Origin of the sequence: Pseudomonas sp. 2835, from assembly GCF_050435905.1 — a bacterium.
GTDB lineage: Bacteria > Pseudomonadota > Gammaproteobacteria > Pseudomonadales > Pseudomonadaceae > Aquipseudomonas.
The window spans coordinates 60633-83764 of sequence record NZ_JBNDLE010000009.1; the positions used below are offsets into that span (position 1 = coordinate 60633).

Here is a 23132-nt window from a genome sequence, read left to right on the forward strand (position 1 = left end):
TCACAGGTGAATGGACAGGCCGTCGGCCAGCGACTGGCGATAGGCGCGCCAGGCCGGCACGCTGCCCATCAGCAGGGCGGCGCCAAGGATTATGCCCAGCAGGGTCCATTCGTGGGCGCTGGGCCAGGCCAGCGGTAGCAACAGGCCGTAGTTGGCCTGCACGTAGCCCTGTGCCAGGGCGATGCCGCCGTACAGCAAGGCCAGGCCAGCGACAATACCGGCCACCGCCAGGGCCAGTGCCTCGAGCACCAGCAGCCCGGCAATGTGCCAGGGACGTGCACCGACCGAACGCAGGATGGCCATTTCCCGGCGCCGTTCATTGAGGCTGGTGAGGATTGCCGTGAGCATGCCGATCAGGCCGGTCAGTACCACGAACAACGAGACCACGAACAGCGCCTGCTCGGCCGTGCCCATCAAGCTCCAGAGCTCTTGCAGGGCCACGCCCGGGAGGATCGCCAGCAGCGGTTCGCCGCGGTACTCGTTGATTTCCCGTTGCAGGCTGAAGGTTGCCACCTTGTTGTTCAAGCCGAGCATGAAGGCGGTAATGGCGGCGGGCTTGAGGTCCATGTTGCGCGCCTGATCGGCGCTGATACGCCCGGCGCCGCGGGCCGGCATACCGTTGTGCCAGTCGATGTGGATGGCTTCCATACCGCCCAGGCTGATGTGCAGGGTGCGGTCGACCGGAGTGCCGGTACGTTGCAGCACACCGACCACGGTGAACGGTTTGTCATCGTGTTTGACCAGACTGATGGCCGCCACGCCATGGGCCAGCACCAGCTTGTCGCCCAGCTGGTAGTGCAGGGCATCGGCCACCTCGGCGCCAAGCACCACCTCGAACGGATCAGTGGCAAAGGCGCGGCCTTCGGCCAGTTGCAGGTTCTGCTTGCGGCCGTACTGGTAGTGCTCGAAATAGCGCGCGTCGGTGCCCATCACCCGGTAGCCGCGATGGGAATCGCCCAGGGAGATGGGGATGGCCCATTTCACCCGTTTGTCGTTGGCGTAGTGTTCGAAGCTCTCCCAGCGGATGTTGTTGGTGGCGTTGCCGATACGAAACACCGAGTACAGCAGCAGGTTCACTGAGCCCGAGCGGGCGCCGACGATCAGGTCGGTGCCGCTGATGGTGCTGGCGAAGCTGGCGCGGGCTTCGGTGCGCACCCGCTCGACCGCCAGCAGCAGGCACACTGACAGGGCGATGGCGAAGGCGGTCAAAAATGCGGTAAAGCGGCGGTTGGCCAGGCTGGCCAAGGCAAGGCGGAGCAGGTACATCAGGCCTCCAGGTCGTTGGCCGGCTGGGCCGCGCGGTTGAGTTCGGCAAGGGATAGCTGGCGGTCGAACAGTGGTGCCAGGCTCTGGTCGTGGCTGACGAACAACAAGCTGGAGCCAGCTGCACGGCACTCGGCGAACAACAGGCGGATGAAGGCTTCGCGGGTATCGGCATCGAGGGCCGACGTCGGTTCGTCGGCGATTACCAGCTCCGGCTGGCCGATCAAGGCCCGGGCCGCGGCAACGCGCTGCTGCTGGCCGATCGACAGGCTGTCGGCGCGGCGTGTGAGCAGCGCCGGGTCTTTCAGCCCCAGGTGCGCGAGCAGGATGGCGGCGGCCTGATCGATACTGCCGTGGCGCTCGGCGGCGCGTTGTGCGCGGCTGCGCGAGAAGCGGCAGGGCAGTTCGACGTTCTCCCGTACCGAGAGGAACGGCAGCAGGTTGAATTGCTGGAAAATGTAACCGGTGTGATCGACCCGAAAACGGTCGCGAGCGGCCAGCTTCAGTGCGCTCAAGTCCTGGCCGAGCAGGCGGATACTGCCGCGATCAGGCTTTTGCACGCCGCCCAAAAGGCCCAGCAGGGTGGTCTTGCCGCTGCCGCTGGGGCCTTTGAGAAACAGCGATTCGCCGGCTTCCAGGCGCAGGGCGGGAATATCCAGCAGGGGGGCTTGGCCCGGCCAGGCAAAGCCCAGGTCGGTCAGTTCAATCAGTGCCTGGCTCATAAATGAACGCCCGGGTTACCCCGGGCGTTTCGCTGCAAAAGGGCTATCAGAAGTTGATCGTGGCCTTGGCCGGGGTCGCTTCGACACCTTGCTGGCCGTTGGGCCCGATCAGTTGTAGCGTAATTTTCTGGGTGGCAGGGAAGGCCTTGAACAATGGACTCAGGTCGAGGCTCTTGAGCTCAGCGGGCTTGTCGCAGGCCAGCCGGTAATGGGCATGGACTTCGCTGTGCTCGTGGCCTTCGTGCTCGTCGCCATCATCATCGGCTGCTGGCTTGTCGCCGAACAGCGGGCTTTCCAGCTCCTGGTCACTTTCGCTGCAGTTGGCCGCCTTGGCCAGGCCGAACAGCGCCAATGGTTTTTCCAATTGTGAACGCACTGCAGCGACCTTGGCTTTGTCGGCGGCGCTGGTGGCCGGGTGTTCGAAGCCGACCAGGTTCATCGCCGGGCTGTCCAGTTCCAGTTCCAGGGACTTGTCGTCGAGCACCACATTCAAGCGCGCGACGCCGTGTTCATGGGCGCCTAGGCTGCCATGGGCGTGGTCATGATCGTGGTCGTGGCCTTCATGGGCGTGGGCGACGGCCAGGGGCAACAAGGCAAACGGCAAGGCGAGCAACAGACGACGCATGGGCTGACTCCGCGGAGGCATTGGAATGATTTGGTAATGTTATAACAACTTGTTCGGCGTGCGCCAGTGTGCTTGGCGATGAAGCGTCGGCGTGGGAGCATGGGCCCATTGACTGCGCACAAGGACACCCCCATGCGAATTCGCGGACACATCGGCGACTGGCCGGTAGACCTGACCCTGGAACTGGACCCGGCCGAATGGGCGCAATTGGGCGGCCAGCTGGCCGCTGTGACGCCAGCGCCTGCAGTAGCGGCGAGTCCGGTTGCGGCGGTGCGACCGGATGATGCGCTCTGGCAGGCGGCGCGCGAGGTACTGCGCAAGGCCGGGCAGCTCAACGGGCCGGAGTTGCTTGAACACTTGGAAGGGCTGGCGGGCAATACCGCGGCGGGCAAGCGACTGCTGGTGCGCCTGCGCCACAGCGCCGAGGTGAAGGTACAAAGCGGGGCGGATGCACCGGTTTATCACTGGGTGGGGTGATGAGGTCGCGGGGCAAGCGCGCTCCTACAAGATCAGTAGGAGCGGGCTTGCGCCGCGATCAATTCAATACAAGGCAGCAAACAACTTGCGACGGTAGTTGCCCACCAGCGGGTGGTCGTTGCCCAGCAGGTCAAATACCTGCAGCAAGGTCTTGTGCGCCACCCCGCCGTCATAGCCGCGATTGCGCTTGAACAGCTTGAGCAAGCCTTCCAGCGCTGCTTCGTACTGCTGGCGCGATAGCTGCTGGATGCACAGCTGGTACGCCGCTTCGTCATCTTCAGCATTCTGCGCCAGGCGCGCTTTCAGGTCGGCGACTTCCGGCAGGCTGGCGGCCAGGCCCAGGAAGGTCAGCTGCGCCTTGGCGCCGGCCAGGGCAGCCTTGTGCTCATCACTCTTGACCGCATCGAGCACGGTCTGGGCTTCACTCAGCTCGCCGCGCTCAGCCAGGCAGCGGGCATAAAGGATCAGCGCACCAGCATTGCTGTTGTCTTCCGTGAGCAGCGCCTTGAGGGTGCTCTCGGCTTCGCTGAAACGGCCCTCGGCAAACAGCGCCTGGGCTTGTTCCAGCGGGTCGGCAGCGGCCGGTGGTGGCAGTTGCACATGGGGCTCGAGCAGGGCGCGAATCGCCGACTCCGGCTGGGCACCGGCAAAGCCGTCGACCGGCTGGCCATCCTTGAACAGCACCACGGTCGGCAGGCTGCGGATGCCGAAGCGGGCGACGATGTCCTGTTCGATATCGCAGTTGACCTTGGCCAGCAGCAGTTCGCCCTGGTAGCTCTCGGTGATCTGCGCCAGCAGCGGCATCATCGCCTTGCACGGCGCGCACCATTCGGCCCAGAAGTCGACCAGCACCGGTTTATGGAAAGAGTTCTGGATCACCGACTGATCGAAGTCGGCGCCAGTGGCATCGAATATGTACGGGGTAACAGGGTTCATCGCGACTCTCGAAAATCCGTGAATGGCACCACTATAAAGGCTGGCGGCTGGCGTGGTACAGGCTGACCCGGCGGAATTCGTGGGGCTCGGCCAGGTCCGGCAGGGTCAGGGCGTCCAGCACACCCAGCGACTGGTACAGCGGGTGGCGAAAATCCCGTACCCGCGAATCGGCGACCAGGGCCTGCTGGCCACGGCTGAGGAATTCATCCAGCAGTGGCAGGTTGGCGCGATCGTAAAGCACGTCGGCGACCAGGATCAGGTCGAAACGGTCGGCCTCCTGGAAGAAATCGCTGGAATAGCTCAGTTCCACCTCATTGAGCTCGGCATTGGCCCGGCAGGCCTGCAGCGCCAGCGGATCGAGGTCGCAGGCCACCACTTCCAGCGCGCCGGCCTTGGCTGCAGCGATACCGGCAATACCGGAGCCTGCGCCAAAGTCCAGCACGCGCTTGCCTTCGACCCAATGCCGATGCTCATCCAGGTAGCGCGCCATGGCCAGGCCGCTGGCCCAGCAGAAGCTCCAGTACGGCGGCTCGTGGAGGATGCGCCGGGTTTCTTCCGAGCTGAAGGCGCGGTCCATGTTCTGCGCATCGATCAACCACAACTTGAGTGCGCATTCGGGCAGGTCGCTGACCACCAGTTGCGCATCCCCCAGCAGCTCGCTCAAGGCCTGTTGCAGTGGCGCGGGGGCCATCATGGCGCCTTTTCGAAGCGCAGCGGGCCAGTGGCCTGGGTTTGCGCCTGGGCGATACGCAGCGGTGGCAGGTGCAGGATCAGTTGCCCGGATTTGCTCGCGCGCCCGCGCAACTCGACCCGCGCCCCGGCCGGAAAGGCCTCGGGGTTGAAGCGCAGGCGAAACGGCAGATCCAGGCCATTGCCGCTGAATGTGCCGCTGGCCAGGAGGCCTTGCGGCCGGCCACGTTCATCGATCACCAGCAGGGCCAGTTCGACTTCGGCGCCGGCCGGGATGTTCAGCAAGGTGCCGCTCAATTCGCGCTGATAGGCCGGCAGTGGCCCGAGCGCCTTGGCCGGTTTGCTTGCTACCGGGGCCTTGGGCGCCGGTACAGGCTGGGGTTTATCGCTGCTGCACGCGCTCAGCACGGCAGCAAAACTGAGCACGACAAGCGCTCTTGATGGCATGGGGAATTCCTTCGCGGCATATTTCCTCACTGGATGGTAACCCCTTTGGCTTGTCTTGCCAGTGGGATGCGCTACCATGGCCCTCCCTTTTTTTGTTGCCTGCCACCATGCACTGTCCCTTCTGCGGTGCCAACGACACCAAGGTCATCGACTCGCGACTGGTTGCCGAGGGCGAGCAAGTGCGCCGTCGGCGCGAATGTGTAGCCTGCGGTGAGCGCTTCACCACCTTCGAAACCGCCGAACTGGTTCTGCCCCGGCTGATCAAGCAGGACGGCAGCCGCCAGCCCTTCGACGAAGAAAAACTGCGTGCCGGTATGCAGCGCGCCCTGGAAAAACGCCCGGTCAGCGTCGAGCGCCTGGAAGCGGCGCTGGCGCATATCAAGCACAAGCTGCGGGCTACCGGCGAGCGCGAGATCAAGTCGCTGGTGGTCGGCGAGCTGGTCATGGCCGAGCTGCAAAAGCTCGATGAAGTCGCCTATATCCGCTTTGCCTCGGTGTACCGACGCTTTCAGGACCTCAACGAGTTCCGTGAAGAAATCGACCGCCTGGCCCGTGTGCCGGCTAAAGAGTGAGCATGTCCAGCGAACGCGCGGTGCTTGATGCGCACTACATGGCCCGGGCCATCGAGCTGGCCCGCAAGGGTCTGTATTCCACCCACCCGAACCCGCGCGTCGGCTGCGTGATCGTCCGTGACGGCCAGGTGGTCGGCGAAGGCTGGCACGTACGTGCCGGCGAGCCGCATGCCGAAGTGCATGCCTTGCGCCAGGCCGGCGAGCTGGCCCGTGGCGCCTGCGCCTACGTCACCCTTGAGCCGTGCAGCCACCACGGGCGCACGCCGCCCTGTGCCGAGGCGCTGGTCAAGGCCGGCGTGGCGCGAGTGGTCGCGGCCATGCAGGACCCCAATCCGCAAGTCGCCGGCAACGGCCTCAAGCGCCTGGCAGATGCGGGTATCGAGGTTGCCAGCGGTGTGCTTGAGGCCGAGGCCCGTGCCCTGAACCCGGGCTTTCTCAAGCGCATGGAGCACGGCCTGCCGTTTGTGCGGGCCAAGCTGGCGATGAGCCTGGACGGCCGCACGGCCATGGCCAGCGGCGAGAGCCAGTGGATTACCGGCCCGGCGGCGCGTTCGGCGGTGCAGCGTTTACGCGCACGCTCCAGCGTGGTCCTGACCAGCGCCGAAAGCGTGCTGGCCGACAACGCGCGGATGACCGTGCGCGGTGAAGAGCTGGGCCTGGACCCGGCAACCACCGCGCTGGCCCTGGCGCGTCCGCCCTTGCGGGTGTTGATCGATGGTCGCTTGCGTGTGCCGCTCGATGCGCCGTTCTTTACCGCCGGCCAGGCCCTGGTGGTCACCGCCGCTGCAGCCGAGGCACGTTATGCCCAGGCCGGCCATGAGCTGCTGAGCCTGCCCGGCAACGATGGTCGCGTTGACCTGCCGGCGCTGATGGGCGAACTTGCGACCCGCGGCGTCAACGAAGTGCTGGTCGAAGCCGGCGCCGGCCTGGTCGGCGCCTTTGCCCAGTTGGGTTTGATCGACGAGTACCAGATTTTTGTCGCCGGGCGCATTCTTGGCTCCAGTGCCCGGCCGTTGCTCGACTGGCCCCTGGATACAATGAGCCAGGCGCCCCATTTGCAGATCACCGAAATGCGCGCAGTAGGCGATGACTGGCGAGTCACTGCAGTACCCAAGCCTGCGCCCGGCGTATAATTTGCGGCTAGCGCCACGCGCAGCCCTGTTCTCGAGGAGGACTTCATGTTCACCGGCATCATCGAATCGATTGGCAGCATCCGTTCTCTGACCCCTAAAGGCGGTGACGTGCGGGTGTATGTCGAAACCGGCAAGCTCGACCTGGGCGACGTCAAGCTGGGCGACAGCATCGCTGTCAACGGCGTGTGCCTGACTGCGGTCGAGCTGCCTGGCGATGGCTTCTGGGCCGACGTCAGCCGCGAAACCCTCGACTGCACCGCCTTCAACGAGCTCAAGAGCGGCAGCCGGGTCAACCTCGAAAAGGCCCTGACGCCGACCACCCGCCTGGGCGGTCACCTGGTCAGCGGCCACGTCGACGGCGTCGGCGAAGTGGTCTCGCGCAGCGATAATGCCCGCGCTATCCAGTTCCGCATCCGTGCACCCAAGGAGCTGGCCAAATACATTGCCCACAAGGGCTCGATCACCGTCGACGGCACCAGCCTGACGGTGAACGTCGTCGATGGCGCCGAGTTCGAGCTGACCATCGTCCCGCACACCCTGGCCGAAACCATCATGGCCGATTACCGTCCAGGTCGTCGGGTGAACCTTGAGGTCGACCTGCTGGCACGTTACCTGGAGCGTCTGCTGCTGGGTGACAAGGCCGCCGAGCCGAGCAAAGGCAGCGGTATCACCGAAAGTTTCCTGGCCGCCAACGGCTACCTGAAATCCTGATTTGAAAGGGGGTGCCGAGTGGCGCTCAACAGCATCGAAGAACTGGTCGAAGACATCCGCCAAGGCAAAATGGTCATCCTCATGGATGACGAAGACCGCGAGAACGAAGGCGACCTGATCATGGCCGCCGAGTGCTGCAAGGCTGAGCACATCAACTTCATGGCCAAGCACGCCCGCGGCCTGATCTGCATGCCGATGTCGCGCGAGCGCTGCGAAACGCTCAAGCTGCCGCTGATGGCGCCACGCAATGGCTCGGGTTTCGGCACCAAGTTCACCGTGTCGATCGAAGCCGCCACCGGCGTCACCACCGGCATCTCCGCCGCCGACCGCGCGCGTACCGTGCAGGCTGCCGCCGCCCGTGATGCCAAGGCCGAAGACATCGTCAGCCCCGGTCACATCTTCCCGCTGATGGCCCAGCCTGGCGGTACCCTGGCCCGTGCCGGCCACACCGAAGCTGCCTGCGACCTGGCGCGCATGGCCGGTTTTGAGCCCAGCGGGGTGATCTGTGAGGTGATGAACGACGACGGCACCATGTCACGTCGCGCCGAACTCGAGACTTTTGCCGCCGAACACAACATCAAGATCGGCACCATTGCCGACCTGATCCACTACCGGATGATCCACGAACGTACCGTTCAGCGGGTTTCCGAGCAGCCGCTGGACAGCGAGCTGGGCCATTTCAACCTGGTTACCTACCGTGATTCGGTCGAAGGCGACGTGCACATGGCGCTGACCCTGGGCAACATTTGCGCCGAAGAACCGACCCTGGTGCGGGTGCACAACATGGACCCGCTGCGCGACCTGCTGATGGTCAAACAGCCAGGCCGCTGGAGCCTGCGCGCGGCCATGAGCGCCGTTGCAGACGCCGGCAGCGGCGTGGTGCTGCTGCTCGGCCACCCGCTCGATGGCGACGTGCTGCTTGCACACATTCGCGAAAGCGCCGACGCTGGCGCCCAGGCGAAAACCCCGACCACCTACAGCACCGTCGGTGCCGGTTCGCAGATCCTGCGCGACCTCGGCGTGCGCAAAATGCGCCTGATGAGTTCGCCGATGAAGTTCAATGCGATATCCGGATTCGATCTGGAAGTTGTAGAATACGTGCCCTCCGAATAAAGCAGGCGGTTTTTCGCGCTGCCATTCGTGTCCCAAACACCTACAGGCCGCCCGTTTGCGGCCTGGCTCTTTAAGATGAGAACTCCGCAATGACCCTGAAGACCATCGAAGGTACCTTCATTGCCCCCAAAGGTCGCTATGCTTTGGTGGTTGGCCGCTTCAACAGCTTCGTCGTCGAAAGCCTGGTGAGCGGTGCCGTTGACGCCCTGGTTCGCCACGGTGTGAACGAAAGCGACATCACCATCATCCGTGCCCCGGGTGCCTTCGAAATCCCGCTGGTTGCACAGAAAGTCGCCCAGCAAAGCGAATATGCCGCGATCATCGCCCTGGGCGCTGTGATCCGTGGCGGTACCCCGCACTTCGAATACGTTGCGGGCGAGTGCACCAAGGGCCTGGCCCAGGTGTCCATGGAGTTCGGCGTGCCGGTCTCCTTCGGTGTCCTGACCGTCGATTCGATCGAACAGGCCATTGAGCGTTCCGGCACCAAAGCCGGTAACAAGGGCGCCGAAGCTGCCCTGTCCGCTCTGGAAATGGTCAGCCTGCTGGCGCAGTTGGAGGCCAAGTGATTAGCGACGAAAGCGATCGTTTCAACCCGCGCGATCCAAAACCTGCGGATGCTGGCAAGCCATCGAAAAGCGCCAAGCGTCGCGAAGCCCGTCAGCTCGCGACCCAGGCCCTGTACCAATGGCATATGGCCAAGCAGTCGCTGAACGAGATCGAAGCGCAGTTCCGGGTCGATAACGATTTCACCGATGTCGATGGTGCCTACTTCCGCGAAATCCTCCATGGGGTTCCGGCGAAGAAAGTCGAGATCGACGATGCACTCAAGCCGTGCCTGGACCTGGCTATTGAAGAGCTCGATCCGGTTGAGCTGGCGGTGCTGCGCCTGTCCACCTGGGAGTTCATGATGCGCGTTGATGTTCCGTACCGCGTTGTGATCAACGAAGGTATCGAACTGGCCAAGGTGTTCGGTTCGACCGACGGCCACAAGTTCGTCAACGGCGTGCTCGACAAGCTGGCACCACGCCTGCGTGAAGCCGAAGTCAAGGCGTTCAAGCGCTGATTCCGGCGCTATGTGCCAATGGGTGAGTTCGAGCTGATCCGTCATTACTTCGCCGCCGCGTCCTGTGCGCAAGGCGGTGAAGGTGTGGCCCTGGGCATTGGCGATGATTGCGCCTTGCTCAGCGTGCCAGCGGGCGAACAGCTGGCGATCTCCACCGATACGCTGGTGGCCGGGGTGCATTTCCCGGCTGTCTGCGACCCTTTTCTGCTCGGTCAGCGTTCGCTGGCCGTCGCTGCCAGTGACCTGGCTGCCATGGGCGCCACGCCCATCGGCTTTACCCTTGCCCTGACCCTGCCAGAGGTTCGCGCCGACTGGCTGCAGGCCTATGCCCGCGGTTTGAACCAGATGGCCGAAAGCTGCCAACTGAGCCTGATCGGCGGCGATACCACCCGTGGCCCGCTGAGCCTGACCATGACCGTGTTCGGCCGTGTGCCGGGCGGCCAGGCCCTGACCCGCAGCGGTGCTCGCGCCGGCGACCTGCTGTGCGTTGGCGGCGAGCTGGGCAATGCCGCCGGGGCCTTGCCGCTGGTGCTCGGCGAGCGCGTGGCGGAGGCGGCACAGGCCGATCCGCTGCTTGCCCATTACTGGTCGCCGCAGCCGCAACTGGCACTGGGCCAGGCGCTGCGTGGCAAGGCTAGCTCTGCACTGGACATCTCTGACGGTCTGCTCGCCGATTGCGGGCATATCGCCAAGGCATCGCAGGTGGCATTGCAGGTCGAGCTGGAGCGGCTACCGTTGTCGGCGGCGCTGCTGGCTTTTTTTGGCCGCGCAGGCGCGCAACAGGCGGCATTGGCCGGGGGCGACGATTACGTCCTGGCTTTCACCCTGCCCGAGGCCGAGCTTGAGCCGCTGCTGGCGGCCAACTGGCCGATCCATGTGGTCGGGCGGGTCAGTGCCGGCAGCGGCGTGCGCCTGCTCGATGGCAGCGGCCAGGACATCACCCCGCAAACCCGGGGTTATCAACATTTTAAGGAGACACCGTGACCGATCACCCCAAACAGGTGCCTGCGGAGTTCGTTCCGCCGTCGGTCTGGCGCAATCCCTGGCATTTCCTGGCGTTCGGCTTCGGCTCCGGAACCTTGCCCAAGGCGCCTGGAACCTGGGGCTCGCTGGTGGCTCTACCGTTTATCCCGTTGTGGCAGATGCTGCCCGACTGGGGCTACTGGCTGATGCTCGGCCTGACCATGCTGTTCGGCTTCTGGCTGTGCGGCAAGGTCGCCGACGACCTCAAGGTTCATGACCACGAAGGCATCGTCTGGGACGAAATGGTCGGCATGTGGATAACCCTGTGGCTGGTGCCAGAGGGCTGGATGTGGTTGCTCGCGGGCTTTTTGATGTTCCGCTTCTTCGACATCCTCAAGCCCTGGCCGATTCGCTGGATCGACCGTCATGTGCATGGCGGGGTCGGGATCATGCTCGATGATGTCCTGGCCGGAGTGTTTGCCTGGCTGGGCATGCAGGTTCTAGTATGGAGTTTCACCTAAGGAGCGGGGCGATGACGGGATGGCGGCTGTTGCTGTTGTTGCTGGTCCTGGCGACAAGTGGGGTCAAGGCGGCAGGCACGCCGTCGGCGACACCCGGCCAGGTTCGTCTGGTTAGTGAAGAGTGGCTCGACTACACCAACGCCGATGGCAGCGGCCTGGCCTGGGACGTGCTGCGCAAGGTGTTCGAACCGGCCGGCGTCAAGGTCCGCACCCAGAGTGCGCCGTACAGCCGGGCGGTCGGCCTGGTCAAGCGCGGTGAGGCCGATGCCTGGGTCGGCTCCTATCACGAAGAGAACGCCGACAACCTCTACCCGCGCTGGCATTTCGATATGGACCATATCTATGCCCTGGGCCTGGCCAGCAGCCCCGTGCCCACCCCGCAGACCCTGGGCCAGTATCGCCTGGCCTGGGTGCGCGGTTATGACTACAAGAGCTACCTGCCCAACGTCGGTCACTTTCGCGAAATCCAGCGCCGCGAGGGGATATTGCCGATGCTTGAGCATGATCGCGTCGACTACTACATCGATGCCCTGACCGAAGTCGACTATGTGCTCGCCCAGGCCCCCGATCCCAAGCTGTTTCGCCGCAGTCACCTGGCGGAACTGCCGCTGTACCTGGCCTTTGGCCGCACCGCCGAAGGCAAGGCGTTGCGCGCGCTGTTTGACCAGCGCATGGACAAACTGGTGACCAGTGGCGAGTTGCGGGCGGTCTTCGAGCACTGGAAGCAGCCGTATCCGTTCGACGGCGAGGGCAAGCGGCCGTAAGTGATATCGAACTTGTCGATCTGTTTGCCCAATAATTCAGCCTAAGCAGCGGCGCCACGCTGCTGATACAATCGGCCCACGTCAATTTTCAAGTTACTGATCAGGAGCACAACGTGCCCGTCGTTTTTGTTGCCGCTTCCAAGCTGCCTACCCCGTTTGCGACCTTCACCATGCATGGTTTTCTCGACGAAGCCACCGGCCGCGAGCACGTCGTGCTCAGCCTGGGTGATGTGGCCGATGGGCAGCCGGTGCTGGGGCGCCTGCATTCCGAATGCCTGACCGGCGATGCCTTGTTCAGCCAGCGCTGTGACTGCGGTTCGCAACTCGAAGCGGCCCTGCAGGCGATCGCCCGCGAAGGCCGCGGTGTGCTGCTGTACCTGCGTCAGGAGGGCCGTGGCATTGGCCTGCTGAACAAGATCCGCGCCTACGAGCTGCAAGATGGCGGCGCCGACACTGTCGAAGCCAACGAACGACTGGGCTTTGCCGCCGACCAGCGTGACTACGGGATGTGCCAGCCGATGCTCGAGCACCTGGGCGTCAAGTCGCTGCGGCTGATGACCAACAACCCGCGCAAGGTCAAGGCGCTGACCGGCATGGGTATTCCGGTTGCCGAGCGCGTGCCGCTGCACACCGGCCACAACCCGCATAACAAACACTACCTGGCGACCAAAGCCGGCAAGCTCGGCCACATGATGGGCAACGAGCACCAGGGCGAGGCCGGTCGGGCGTGACCCGCGCCCAGGTTCGCCGTCGTCTGGAACTGGCCTGGTGGCAGTACCTGGCGGTGGCGCTGGCGCCGTTGCTGGTATTTGCCTGGGCCTTTGGTGGCGTGCAGGCGCTGATTCCGATCCTGGCCATGCCGATGTTCATCGCCGGCGTGGCATCGATGTTCCTCAGCCTGCCGCGCTTTGGCGCCTACAAGCATGGGCTGATCGCCACCCAGAAAGCCCTGAACAGCGACGACGAGCCTGCGGCCTGGATCGAGCTGGCGCGTATCCGCCGCCTGGGCATGCTGTTCGCCTGCCTGCCGGCCTGGGTCGCCGCGTTGTCGGTATTCGTCGGCCTCGAGGCAGTGCCGCAGATCCTCCTGGCAATCTCCAGCGTGGTCCTGCTCTACCTCTATCGCATTCCCCGCCAGCTCGGCTGATGCGTCGCTACCTGTGGCTGTTGCTGCTGGCCTTCGGCATGCCGCTGGCAGCGGCGCCGCGGGTGGTCAGCCTGGCGCCCTCGATCACTGAAATCCTCCTCGACCTGCAAGCCGGCGACCTGCTGGTGGGCATGGCCGAGTGGCACGAACGGCCGGCGCAGTTAAGCGACGTGCCGCTGGTGGGCCGCTATGGCCAACTGGACATGGAGCGCCTGCTCAGCGTGCGCCCGGACCTGGTGCTGTATTGGCCGGGCAGCGTGCCGGCAGCCCAGCGCGACCAGCTCGAGCGCCTGGGTATCCCGCTGTATAGCGTCGATGTGCATGAGCTGGATGACCTGGTGTCGCAGGTTGACGAAATTGGCGTGAGGATCGGGCGCAGGGAGCAGGGCGGGCAGTTATCCACAGCCTTGCGCAAGCGCCTTGCCGCGTTACGCCAGCAGTACCATCGCGAGCATGCGCTGACGGTGTTCTACCAGGTCTGGGACAAGCCGCTGTACACCGTCGGCGGCTACCAGATCATCTCCGATGCGCTGAGCGTCTGCGGTGCGCGCAACGTGTTTGCCGACCTCACCCAGCCGGCGCCGCAGGTCAACCTGGAGACCGTGCTGGCGCGCAACCCGCAGGTGATCCTTGCCCCCGATCAGCTCCAGCTCGATGCCTGGAAGGCCTGGCCGCAGGTCGCCGCGGTGCGTGATGGCTTGCTGTTGCAGGTGCCGGACAAAGGCCTGGAGCGCCCCAGCGGGCAGATGATCGAAGCGACGGCCAAATTGTGCGAGTTGCTTCAGGCTAAAGCGCCGGTGTCCAGGTGACGCCCAGTAGCCAGGTGCGGCCTTCTTCGCGGTAATCGGCATAGCCTGTGCCGTAGCTGTACTGCGCGCGGCTGTAGGTTTTATCCAGCAGGTTGTCGGCTTTGAGCTCCAGGCGAATCTCGCGGCTCAGGTTCCAGCTGCTGCGCAAACCGAGCAGGCCGTAGCCACTGAGTGAGCGTTTGTTGTCGGCGTCAGCGTAACTGCTGCTGACTGCTTGCCAGCTGGCACCGAGGCCCAGGCGATCGAACTGGCGATCCAGGTCCAGGCTCAGGGTGCGGCGGGCGCGACGTTCGAGGGTGTGCCCGGAATCGCGGTCACGCGGGTCGATCAGCGCCAGGCCCAGGTTGCTCTGCCAGCCGAACCACTGCTGATGCAGGCTGGCCTCGAAACCATTGATGCGTGCCGAGCCGACATTGTGTGGAATGAAGTTGGGGCCCAGGGAGATCGCATTGCGCAGGTCGGTGCGGTACAGCGAGGCCTCCAGCCGGGTGCTCTCGGTCAGTTGGCTGCGCCATTGCAGCTCGTAGCTCTTCGAGCGCTCGGGCTTGAGGTCGGGGTTGCTGAAATCCGGGTAGTAAAGGTCGTTGAACGTCGGTGCGCGAAAGCCTTCGCTGTAGGACAGAAGCAGGTCGTTGTCGACGTTGAGCGGCACGCCGAGACTGGCGCTCCAGCTGTTCTGGCTGCCGAATTGCTGGTTCTGGTCGCGGCGCACGCCGATTTCGGTGTTGAAGCTGTCGCCTTTGTAGCGATGCTGGACAAAGGCGGCGCGGTTCCAGCGGCTGTCTTCATCAAAGGTCGTGCTGCCATGCAGGCGATCCTGATACCAGTCGCCACCGAGCAACAGGTTGTTGCGCTCGTCGAGGCTCAGGTCATTCTGCCAGTTGATCGAGTCGCGGTAAGTGTTGAACTCGCTACCGCCCGGCTGCAGCGAGTCGCGCTTGGTATCGCGGTTTTCGCTGTGGCCCAGCTCCAGGCGTGAATGCCACATCTCGGTGAGTTGTGCGTCGGCGTAGGTGCCGAGGCTACTGACGGTGAAATCGGTGTAGGGCTGGCTGTGGTCGCCAAACAGGTTGTCGTATTCGCTGCGTCCGCGGCTGTCGAGCAAATTCAGGCCCAGTTCCAGAGAATCGCTGGCAACATGGCTGAGGTTCAGGCTCAGGCTCTTGTTTCTGTAGGCATCATGATCGCTGTTGGCCGGGAATGACTCGCGGGTAGCGTTGATGCCGTCGGTTTCGTCCAGGCCGGCGGCGAGGTTGAAACGCGTGCGCTCGTCACCACCGGACAGGCCGACATCGTGCTGCCAGGTCTTGTTGCTGCCACCGGCCAGGTGCAGGCGCGGTTGCAGGCCGGGCTTGCTGGCACGGCGAGTGAAGATCTGGATTACTCCACCAATCGCATCGCTGCCGTAGATCGCCGAACGCGAACCGCGCAGTACTTCGACCCGCTCGATCTGATCGATGTTGAGAAACTGCAGGCCGCTGTCGCCGGACGAGGTGTTGGCAATACGTACGCCATCGACCAGCACCAGGCTCTGGGCCGACTTGGTGCCGCGAATGAAAATGCCGGGCAAGCTGCCACGCCCGCCTGTGCGCGAAACTTGAACCCCCGGCACCCGGGTCAGCAAGTCAGTAACACTGGAAGGCTGCAGGCGGTCGATGTCTTCGCGGGTGAATACCGTATTGGCAGCGCTGGTTTGCGTGCGGTCTTCGACCTGGCGGTTGGCGCTTATAAGCGTGTTGGGCAGCTTCAGGGCGCTTTCGCGGTCGATCGGGTCGGCCAGCAGGGTGGTTGGCAGGCATAGCAGGAGGGGGGCAAGGCGCAGGGATTTCATGGGCAGTTCCATTGCTATCGCGGGTCAAGCCCGCTCCCACAAAACCTGTGGGAGCGGGCTTAGCCCGCGATGCGGTCTCAAAGACCGAGCAGTTGCATCCGCTGACGCACCGATGCCTCGATCCCGGCGGCATCCAGGCCGCACTCGGCGAGCATCTGGGCAGGCTTGGCATGCTCGACATACACATCCGGCAGGCCCAGGTGCAGCACCGGTTTGAGCACGGCTTCGCGGGCGAGGAACTCGCTTACCGCCGCACCGGCGCCGCCCATGATGGCGTTCTCTTCGATAGTCACCAGCAGTTCGTGACTGCCGGCAATGTCGCGCACCAGGGCTTCATCCAGAGGTTTGACGAAGCGCATGTCGACCACGGTGGCGTCGATCTGCTCGGCGACTTTCAGGGCTTCGCTCAACTGCACGCCGAACACCAGCAAAGCGACCTTGCTGCCCTGGCGGCGGACGATGCCCTTGCCGATTTCCAGCGGCTCGAGGTTGCTCTCGATGGTTGCGTTCGGGCCGCTGCCACGTGGGTAGCGCACGGCGGCCGGGCCGTTGTACAGGTGGCCGGTGCTGAGCATTTTGCGCAGCTCGTTCTCGTCGCTCGGGGTCATCACCAGCATGCCGGGGATGCAGCGCAGGAACGACAGGTCGAAGCTGCCCGCGTGGGTCGGGCCGTCTTCGCCGACCAGGCCGGCGCGGTCGATGGCGAACAGCACGTCGAGGTTCTGCACCGCGACGTCATGGATCAGTTGGTCGTAGGCGCGCTGGAGGAAGGTCGAATAGATCGCTACCACCGGTTTGGCACCTTCGCAGGCCATGCCCGCCGCCAGGGTAACTGCATGCTGTTCGGCGATGGCGACGTCGAAGTAGCGATCCGGATAGCGCTCGCTGAAGGCCACCAGGTCGGAGCCTTCTTTCATCGCCGGGGTGATGCCGACCAGGCGCTGGTCGGCGGCCGCCATGTCGCACAGCCATTGGCCGAATACTGCGGAGTACTTCGGCCCGGCAGCTTGTTTCGGTGCGGTGGCGGGTTTGTCCACAGGCTCGAGCTTGGTGATCGCGTGGTAGCCGATCGGGTCGACCTCGGCCGGGGCGAAGCCCTTGCCCTTCTTGGTGACCACGTGCAGGAACTGCGGGCCCTTGAGGTCACGCATGTTGCGCAGGGTGGTGATCAGGGTCGGCAGATCGTGGCCATCGATCGGGCCGATGTAGTTCCAGCCCAGCTCTTCGAACAGGGTGCCGGGTACCAGCATGCCCTTGGCGTATTCTTCGGTGCGGCGGGCGATTTCCCAGGCGCCGGGCAGGCGCGACAGGACCTTCTTGCTGCCCTCGCGCATGCTCGAGTAGGTACGGCTGGAGAGAATCTTGGCCAGGTAATTGGACAGGCCGCCGACATTGCGCGAAATCGACATGTCGTTGTCGTTGAGGATCACCAGCATGTCGGCATCGACTTCCTGGGCGTGGTTCAACGCCTCGAAGGCCATACCGGCGGTCAGTGCGCCGTCACCGATCACGGCGATGGACTTGCGCGGATCGTTCTGCAGGCGGGCGGCGATGGCCATGCCCAGGGCCGCACTGATCGAGGTGCTGGAGTGACCGACGCCAAAGGTGTCGTACTCGCTCTCGGCGCGGCGCGGGAAGGCGGCCAGGCCGTCCTTCTGGCGCAGGGTATTCATGCGCTGGCGGCGACCGGTGAGGATCTTGTGCGGATAGGCCTGATGACCGACGTCCCACACCAGACGGTCGTCCGGGGTGTCGAAGACGTAGTGCAGGGCGATCGTCAGCTCGATGACGCCCAGGCCGGCACCGAAATGCCCGCCGGTCTGACCAACGGTATAGAGCAGTTCCTGGCGCAACTCGTCGGCCAGGTTCTCCAGGTCGGCTTCAGCCAGGCGGCGCAGGCCGGCAGGCGTATCGGCACGGTCAAGCAGCGGCGTGACCGGGCGTTCGCGGGGGATCTCTTGAAACGTCGTGGGCATCAGGCGAATCGTTATAGATATGAAGTGGCGGCAGTTTACCTTATTGCGGTGTTGGCTGCCCATTTGAGCTAATCGCGGGGCAAGCCCGCTCCTACAGTGATTGCTGTGGGAGCGGGCTTGCCCCGCGATACCCGCGCTGCTTAGTTACGGCGCTCGACGATGTAGCGCGCCAGTTCGCGCAGCGGCTCGGCCGCCGCGTCAAACGGACGCAGGGCATGCAGGGCCTGGTCGCGCAGTTCCAGGGCATAGGCCTTGGCTGCCTCGAGGCCGAGCAGGGCCGGGTAGGTCGGCTTGTCGCGGGCGATGTCGGCGCCCTGGCGCTTGCCCAGGGTTTCGGTGTCGCTCTCGACATCGAGGATATCGTCCTGGACCTGGAAGGCCAGGCCGATGGCCTGTGCATAAGTCTGCAGGGCCTTGAGCTGGGTCTGATCGGCGCGGGCGCTGGCCAGGGCGCCGAGCCTGACGCTGGCTTCAATCAGCGCGCCGGTCTTGTGCCGGTGCATGAACTCCAGCGCCGTCTGGTCGAGTTTGAGGCCCACCGAGCCCAGGTCGATGGCCTGGCCGCCGACCATGCCGGCAGGGCCTGCGGCCAGCGCCAGGGTCTGGACCATGGCCAGGCGGATGCTGTCTTGCTGCGGGCTCAGCTGCGGATCGAGCAGGGCGCTGAAGGCCAGGCTCTGCAGGCCGTCGCCGGCAAGTATCGCGCAGGCTTCATCGAAAGCCTTGTGGGTGGTCGGCTGGCCGCGACGCAGGTCGTCATCGTCCATCGCCGGCAGGTCGTCGTGCACCAGCGAGTAGGCGTGAATCAATTCGACCGCGCAGGCCGCGCCGTTGGCCTGCTCCGGCGCAGCACCCAGGGCTTGGCAGGCGGCGTAGGCGAGCAGCGGGCGTACCCGTTTGCCGCCATTCATGACGCTGTAGCGCATGGCCTCATACAGGCGATTGAGCTCAACCGAAGGCGCGACGAACAGGTGTTCTAGGGCGGCATCGACCCGCGCCTGGCAACTGGCCTGGTAGGCGGCGATCATTCCGGCTGTTCCGCATCGAAAGGCTCGGCAGCCAGTTCGCCATCGCGCTCGAGCAGCACCTGGACCTTCTGTTCGGCGTGGGCCAGGGCGCTCTGGCAGTCGCGTGTCAGGCTGATGCCCTGTTCGAAGGCGGTCAGCGAGTCTTCCAGCGACAGCTCGCCGTTCTCCAGGCGCTCGACCAGGACCTGCAGGTCGGCGAGGGATTGCTCGAAATCAATGGAGGCTTTTTTTCGGGCCATGGCGGCTGTCTCGGTGGCAGTATAAACGGCGCGACACTAGCAGAGCGGGGCGGGGGGAGCAAATCGGTAGGGGTGATCTTTCGTCGCATTCTGTTGCACAAAGACCGGCGGCGTAGTCTTGATTTTTCTGCAGGGCTCGCATTGTGAGGGGTTGTGGCTCTCTGCCATAATCGCGCCCGCTTTGCCCCGCGGCTTTCTGGTGGCTAAGCCTCCTATTTCTGTTGTCACGTAATGGACTACGTTGTGAGCTTCCTTTCGATCGAGTTTGGCCTCTGCTTCACACTGTTTTTCATCGTTTACTGGAGCCTGTGCTGGAGCGTTCGCCTGCAGAACGTCCTGCTGCTGGCCGCCAGTTATGGCCTGGTGGCCAGTTTCAGCTTCAACTCCTTGTACATCCTGCTGGGCTTCAGCGCCCTGGTGTATCTGCTCGGCCTGGTCGGTGAGCGTTATCCCGGGCGGCGCTTCAGCTATTTGCTGGTGTTGCTGCTGGTACTGGGTTGCTTCTACCTGTTCAAGTACCAGGAGTTCTTTGTCGGTGGCGTGCAGGGCGCCCTGGCCAGTGCCGGGCTGGATGTGTCGCTGCCGGTGCTGGAAGTGCTGGTGCCGATCGGCCTGTCGTTCTACGCCTTTCACTCGGTCAGCTACCTGGTGTCGATCAACCGTCGCGAGATGCCCTCGGCTTCGCCGTTCGACCTGGCCCTGTACCTGGCGTTCTTCCCCAGCCTGATTGCCGGCCCGGTCAACCGCGCCAGCCACATGCTGCCGCAAATTCGCTCGAGCAGTATTCGTGAGGTGCTGGAGCCGCAACGGGCCCTGGGGCTGATTGCCCTGGCGGTGGTCAAGCTGTTCTTCTGCAGTGCCTGGCTGGCCAGCGAGTGGGTCGACCCGGTGTTCGAGACGCCGGGCAGCTATTCGCCCGAGCAGATCCTGCTGAGCGTGTATGGCTATAGCTTCCTGATCTATTTCAACTTCAGCGGCTACACCAACCTGGTCACCGGCATTGCCTTGCTGCTGGGTTTTCGCCTGCCTGACAACTTCAATGCGCCTTATGCCGCGCACAACCTCAAGGAATTCTGGGGCCGCTGGCACATCAGCCTGTCGCTGTTCATTCGCGACTATGTCTACATCCCGCTGGGCGGCAACCGCCAGGGTGTGTGGCGCGGCAACCTGAACATGCTGCTGGCGATGCTGATTTCCGGCCTGTGGCATGGGGCGAGCATCAACTTCATTATCTGGGGCGCGCTGCACGGCATCGGCCTGGCGCTGTACAAGGCCTCGACCTATATCCTGCCGCAGCCGATGCGCTGGCCGGGCGCCGGCCTGGCGGCGCGCCTGCTGACCTTCCATTACGTGGCCTTCGCCTGGATCTTCTTCCGTAGCGCAAGCCTCGATGAAGCCATGGACATGCTCGCCGGCATCGGCGGCTTGAGCCTGGATGGATTGTTCTCCAGTACCGGCCTGCTGTTGCTGGCGAGCGTGTTGTATGTCGCCGTCTACCCGCAGTTGCTGGTGCTGCTGCGCCAGTTCTTTGCTACCACCACGCGCTTGCCCTGGCAGCTGTATCCAATACCGCTGGGGTTGTTCATTTCCTTGGTCATTTTTGCTTCGCAATCGGGCGTGCCGGGGTTCATCTATGCAAGCTTCTAATGCCGGTCGTTTGCTGTCTTCGCAGCTGGGTGCGGCCAAAGCCTTTTACGCCATTGTCATCACCACTCTGTTGCTGTTCTGGCTGAACCAGGATTCGATCAGCCTGTATTGCCAGCAGAAGTACCACCAGAGCTGCGAGCTGCCAGTACTCGGCCAAAGCCCGGCCTGGCGCCTGGGCGGCAACCTTACCCATGCCCTGGGCGATGCCCGCGACAGCTTCATCGACAGCCTGGAAAAACGCAGCGAGCAGGTGCTGGTGGCCAAGGTTGAAGCCAGCGACACCGTGGAGCTACCGGCGCCGATTGCGGTGGTCCCGGTGCGCCTGGACAAGCCCCCGGTTGCCGCGCAGGTGCCTGTCAGCAAGCCGGTTGCAGTCAAGGGGGTAACACCTGTTGCGCCCGTTGCTGCGCCGGTTGCCGCACCTGCGGCAGCAGTTGCCCAGGCACCTTCGCAAGCCGGCACCGTGGTGTCTCTGGCGGCGGGTGACGAAGTATTCCTGGTCGGCGATTCGCTGATGCAGGGTGTCGCTCCGCACCTGGCCAACAGCCTGCGCAAGCGCTACCAGATCAAGAGCGTCAACCTCAGCAAGCAAAGCACCGGCCTTGCCTATCCCGGTTTTTTCAACTGGCCGCAGACCGTGGCCAAAACCCTCGAGAGCGAGCCGAATATTCGCCTGATGGTGATCTTCCTCGGCCCCAACGACCCCTGGGACATGCCTCAGGGCAAGGGCAAGCCGTTTTTGCGCTTCAAGTCGCCGGAGTGGGAAGTCACCTATCGCCAGCGTATCGACTCGATCCTCGACCAGGCCCGTGAGCACAATGTGCAGGTGATCTGGGTCGGGCCGCCGAACATGCAAAAGCCCAAGCTGTCTACGGCCATGGCTTACCTGAGCGGGCTGTACGAGCAGCAGACCGGCCTGTATCAGCAGCATTACCTCTCGGCCAACCCGGTCCTGGGTTACAACGACGACAGTTTCTCCTATACCTTGCAGAACGCTCAGGGCAAACGGATCAAGACCCGGGTCGATGACGGCATCCATTTCACTACCACCGGACAGAAGCTGATCTCGGAACGGATTCTCTCGTTGATCGCCTTTCCCGGCCTCACTGTAACGGGACACTGATGCCTCGACTGCACAACATTCTGGGGTTGGCCCTGCTGATCTGCGCGTTGCCGGGCTGTAGCCCGGTGGCGGCGGTCAATAGCACGGCCAAGCCAGCCAAAACGGCGGCCAAAGCCCCGGCCAACCGCGTCGATGGCAACCTGGCGGTACTGGCGGGCAAGTTCAAGAACGCCAACCGTGCGCCGGTCAACATCATCCAGTTCGGCGACTCGCACACCGCTGCCGACCTGTTCAGCGGCGAGATGCGCCACCTGCTGCAGGCGCGTTATGGCGATGGCGGTATCGGCCTGATTGCCGCCACGCCGGTGCCGGGCACCCGCTATGACCAGGTGATCCTGAAAACCGCCAAGCGCCAGTGGGAGCTAGTGTCGGCGCGTAACCAGCAGAGCACGCAATTCCCCCTTGGCGGTTACCTGTCGGTGCCGATGGCGGCCAACCCGAGCGTGCGTATCGAAGCCCGTGAGCCTACGGCGCAACGCTATCGGGTGCAGGCCCTGTACCAGGCGCGGGAAAACAGCACCCTGGTGCTGCGCGATGGTCGCGGGCGCAACCAGCGCTTGCTGGCGGCCACCGGCGGGCAATGGCGCTTCGGTCCGCAAGTCAGCAACCTCGGCCTGCCGCTGGACCTGAGCGTTAGCAACCGCCCCGGCACGCTGTTGGGTGGCTGGTACATCCAGGGCCAGAAGAATGCCGGGGTGATCTACTCGGCGCTGGGCATCAATGGCGCGCGCCTTGAAGTGCAGGACAAATGGCAGGCCGGCTGGCAGGACAACCTCAAGACCCTGCGCCCGGACCTGGTGATTCTCGCCTACGGCACCAATGAAGCCTTCGACGACACCCTCGACCTCGGTCTGTACCAGACGCAGTTGCGCAATACCCTCAAGCGCCTGCGCCAGGACCTGCCGCGCGCGGTGATATTGCTGGTCGGCCCGCCGGACTCGATCAAGCAGCGCAAGGCCCGCAGCTGCGCCGCGCGCCAGCCGCAGCAACTGGCCCAGGTGATCCGCATCCAGCGCCAGGCAGCCAAGCAGGCCAACGCGCTGTTCTGGGACTGGCAGGCGTACATGGGCGGGCGGTGTTCGATTGTCGGCTGGCAGGCGTCGGGCCTGGCCCGTGGTGATCTGGTGCACCTGACGGCCGATGGCTACAAGAAAAGCGCGGCCGGCCTGCACGAGTTTTTGCGCAGCCAGCTGGGCTTGAAGTAAGGCAGAAAAAAGTAGGGACGGGGACGACTCAGGGTTGGCTTGCGGCGCCCCATGAAGTCGTCTTCCCGCCCCTTAATAGAGGCAAACCCGGGGGCGTTCAACGGCCCCCGCTCAGCACGATGCGACT

The 23132-nt window shown here is 64.1% G+C and carries 26 protein-coding genes; 16 read left to right on the forward strand and 10 right to left on the reverse strand.

Annotation, left to right across the window (positions count from 1 at the left end):
* The 3 genes from ABIE20_RS15090 to ABIE20_RS15100 are packed head-to-tail and all read right to left on the reverse strand — an operon-like array spanning position 1 to position 2610.
* The gene (locus ABIE20_RS15090) at positions 1-1266 is read right to left on the reverse strand and encodes an ABC transporter permease (protein WP_429505710.1); all 1266 of its coding nucleotides are present in this window, start codon (positions 1264-1266) and stop codon (positions 1-3) included.
* A complete protein-coding gene (locus tag ABIE20_RS15095) occupies positions 1266-1985 on the reverse strand; it encodes an ABC transporter ATP-binding protein (RefSeq protein WP_429505711.1) in 720 nt (239 codons plus the stop codon). Before ABIE20_RS15095 ends, ABIE20_RS15090 begins: the two co-directional genes overlap by 1 nt.
* Before the next feature lie 46 nt (positions 1986-2031).
* Positions 2032-2610 carry a DUF2796 domain-containing protein gene (locus ABIE20_RS15100; RefSeq protein WP_429505712.1) on the reverse strand — a complete coding sequence of 193 codons (579 nt, stop codon included), beginning with the start codon at positions 2608-2610 and terminating at the stop codon, positions 2032-2034.
* 132 nt (positions 2611-2742) lie between these two features.
* On the opposite strand from ABIE20_RS15100, the gene ABIE20_RS15105 reads away from it, so the two are divergent.
* Complete coding sequence (locus tag ABIE20_RS15105; RefSeq protein ID WP_429505713.1) at positions 2743-3087, forward strand: hypothetical protein; 345 nt, start codon at positions 2743-2745, stop codon at positions 3085-3087.
* A gap of 63 nt (positions 3088-3150) precedes the next feature.
* Here ABIE20_RS15105 and trxA read toward each other — a convergent pair whose 3' ends face one another.
* The 3 genes from trxA to ABIE20_RS15120 are packed head-to-tail and all read right to left on the reverse strand — an operon-like array spanning position 3151 to position 5160.
* Positions 3151-4023: a thioredoxin gene (gene trxA / locus ABIE20_RS15110; protein ID WP_429505714.1), complete on the reverse strand. Its 873-nt coding sequence runs from the start codon at positions 4021-4023 to the stop codon at positions 3151-3153.
* 31 nt (positions 4024-4054) lie between these two features.
* Positions 4055-4714 (reverse strand): class I SAM-dependent methyltransferase, encoded by a 660-nt coding sequence (locus ABIE20_RS15115; protein ID WP_429505715.1) that lies wholly within the window; start codon positions 4712-4714, stop codon positions 4055-4057.
* Entirely contained in the window at positions 4714-5160 is a 447-nt protein-coding gene (locus tag ABIE20_RS15120; protein WP_429505716.1) for a hypothetical protein, read from the reverse strand. Before ABIE20_RS15120 ends, ABIE20_RS15115 begins: the two co-directional genes overlap by 1 nt.
* Before the next feature lie 107 nt (positions 5161-5267).
* Here ABIE20_RS15120 and nrdR point away from each other — a divergent pair, with 107 nt between their 5' ends.
* The 12 genes from nrdR (at position 5268) to ABIE20_RS15180 (ending at position 13956) form a co-directional block, all read left to right on the forward strand.
* Complete coding sequence (gene nrdR / locus ABIE20_RS15125; RefSeq protein WP_010222838.1) at positions 5268-5732, forward strand: transcriptional regulator NrdR; 465 nt, start codon at positions 5268-5270, stop codon at positions 5730-5732.
* Positions 5733-5734: 2 nt separating this feature from the next.
* Entirely contained in the window at positions 5735-6865 is a 1131-nt protein-coding gene (gene ribD / locus ABIE20_RS15130) for a bifunctional diaminohydroxyphosphoribosylaminopyrimidine deaminase/5-amino-6-(5-phosphoribosylamino)uracil reductase RibD (RefSeq protein WP_429505717.1), read from the forward strand.
* A 45-nt stretch (positions 6866-6910) separates the two neighbouring features.
* On the forward strand, positions 6911-7576 hold the full coding sequence (locus ABIE20_RS15135; RefSeq protein WP_010222840.1) for a riboflavin synthase: 666 nt from the start codon (positions 6911-6913) through the stop codon (positions 7574-7576).
* 18 nt (positions 7577-7594) lie between these two features.
* A complete protein-coding gene (ribBA, locus tag ABIE20_RS15140) occupies positions 7595-8689 on the forward strand; it encodes a bifunctional 3,4-dihydroxy-2-butanone-4-phosphate synthase/GTP cyclohydrolase II (protein WP_038998529.1) in 1095 nt (364 codons plus the stop codon).
* Positions 8690-8778: 89 nt separating this feature from the next.
* On the forward strand, positions 8779-9255 hold the full coding sequence (gene ribH / locus ABIE20_RS15145; protein ID WP_010222842.1) for a 6,7-dimethyl-8-ribityllumazine synthase: 477 nt from the start codon (positions 8779-8781) through the stop codon (positions 9253-9255).
* Positions 9252-9752 carry a transcription antitermination factor NusB gene (gene nusB, locus ABIE20_RS15150; protein WP_429505718.1) on the forward strand — a complete coding sequence of 167 codons (501 nt, stop codon included), beginning with the start codon at positions 9252-9254 and terminating at the stop codon, positions 9750-9752. Before ribH ends, nusB begins: the two co-directional genes overlap by 4 nt.
* Before the next feature lie 18 nt (positions 9753-9770).
* Complete coding sequence (thiL, locus tag ABIE20_RS15155; RefSeq protein ID WP_429505719.1) at positions 9771-10736, forward strand: thiamine-phosphate kinase; 966 nt, start codon at positions 9771-9773, stop codon at positions 10734-10736.
* Positions 10733-11236: a phosphatidylglycerophosphatase A family protein gene (locus tag ABIE20_RS15160; protein WP_045199966.1), complete on the forward strand. Its 504-nt coding sequence runs from the start codon at positions 10733-10735 to the stop codon at positions 11234-11236. The genes thiL and ABIE20_RS15160 overlap by 4 nt, the downstream gene beginning before the upstream one ends.
* An 11-nt stretch (positions 11237-11247) precedes the next feature.
* Positions 11248-12000: a substrate-binding periplasmic protein gene (locus ABIE20_RS15165; RefSeq protein WP_429505720.1), complete on the forward strand. Its 753-nt coding sequence runs from the start codon at positions 11248-11250 to the stop codon at positions 11998-12000.
* Positions 12001-12113: 113 nt separating this feature from the next.
* Positions 12114-12731, forward strand: coding sequence for a GTP cyclohydrolase II (gene ribA, locus ABIE20_RS15170; RefSeq protein ID WP_010222848.1), 618 nt, complete (start codon positions 12114-12116; stop codon positions 12729-12731).
* Positions 12728-13147 carry a hypothetical protein gene (locus ABIE20_RS15175; protein ID WP_045199962.1) on the forward strand — a complete coding sequence of 140 codons (420 nt, stop codon included), beginning with the start codon at positions 12728-12730 and terminating at the stop codon, positions 13145-13147. The genes ribA and ABIE20_RS15175 overlap by 4 nt, the downstream gene beginning before the upstream one ends.
* On the forward strand, positions 13147-13956 hold the full coding sequence (locus ABIE20_RS15180; RefSeq protein ID WP_429505721.1) for a cobalamin-binding protein: 810 nt from the start codon (positions 13147-13149) through the stop codon (positions 13954-13956). The genes ABIE20_RS15175 and ABIE20_RS15180 overlap by 1 nt, the downstream gene beginning before the upstream one ends.
* Here the strand turns inward: ABIE20_RS15180 and ABIE20_RS15185 are convergent.
* From ABIE20_RS15185 to ABIE20_RS15200, 4 genes are all read right to left on the reverse strand, one after another.
* Complete coding sequence (locus tag ABIE20_RS15185) at positions 13934-15787, reverse strand: TonB-dependent receptor domain-containing protein (RefSeq protein WP_429505722.1); 1854 nt, start codon at positions 15785-15787, stop codon at positions 13934-13936. The two genes, ABIE20_RS15180 and ABIE20_RS15185, sit on opposite strands and share 23 nt — an antisense overlap.
* 77 nt (positions 15788-15864) lie before the next feature.
* The gene (gene dxs, locus ABIE20_RS15190) at positions 15865-17763 is read right to left on the reverse strand and encodes a 1-deoxy-D-xylulose-5-phosphate synthase (protein WP_429505723.1); all 1899 of its coding nucleotides are present in this window, start codon (positions 17761-17763) and stop codon (positions 15865-15867) included.
* A gap of 140 nt (positions 17764-17903) precedes the next feature.
* Positions 17904-18791, reverse strand: a complete 888-nt coding sequence (gene ispA, locus ABIE20_RS15195) for a (2E,6E)-farnesyl diphosphate synthase (RefSeq protein WP_429505724.1) — start codon at positions 18789-18791, stop codon at positions 17904-17906.
* Positions 18788-19030, reverse strand: a complete 243-nt coding sequence (locus tag ABIE20_RS15200; RefSeq protein ID WP_429505725.1) for an exodeoxyribonuclease VII small subunit — start codon at positions 19028-19030, stop codon at positions 18788-18790. Before ABIE20_RS15200 ends, ispA begins: the two co-directional genes overlap by 4 nt.
* A gap of 243 nt (positions 19031-19273) precedes the next feature.
* Between ABIE20_RS15200 and ABIE20_RS15205 the strand changes: the two genes are divergently transcribed.
* From ABIE20_RS15205 to ABIE20_RS15215, 3 genes are read left to right on the forward strand one after another with little or no spacing between them, the layout of a single operon-like run.
* Positions 19274-20677 carry an MBOAT family O-acyltransferase gene (locus tag ABIE20_RS15205; RefSeq protein WP_429505726.1) on the forward strand — a complete coding sequence of 468 codons (1404 nt, stop codon included), beginning with the start codon at positions 19274-19276 and terminating at the stop codon, positions 20675-20677.
* Positions 20664-21800, forward strand: a complete 1137-nt coding sequence (locus tag ABIE20_RS15210; RefSeq protein WP_429505727.1) for an SGNH/GDSL hydrolase family protein — start codon at positions 20664-20666, stop codon at positions 21798-21800. Before ABIE20_RS15205 ends, ABIE20_RS15210 begins: the two co-directional genes overlap by 14 nt.
* Positions 21800-23005 carry an SGNH/GDSL hydrolase family protein gene (locus ABIE20_RS15215; RefSeq protein WP_429505728.1) on the forward strand — a complete coding sequence of 402 codons (1206 nt, stop codon included), beginning with the start codon at positions 21800-21802 and terminating at the stop codon, positions 23003-23005. The genes ABIE20_RS15210 and ABIE20_RS15215 overlap by 1 nt, the downstream gene beginning before the upstream one ends.
* Positions 23006-23132: the final 127 nt, after the last annotated feature.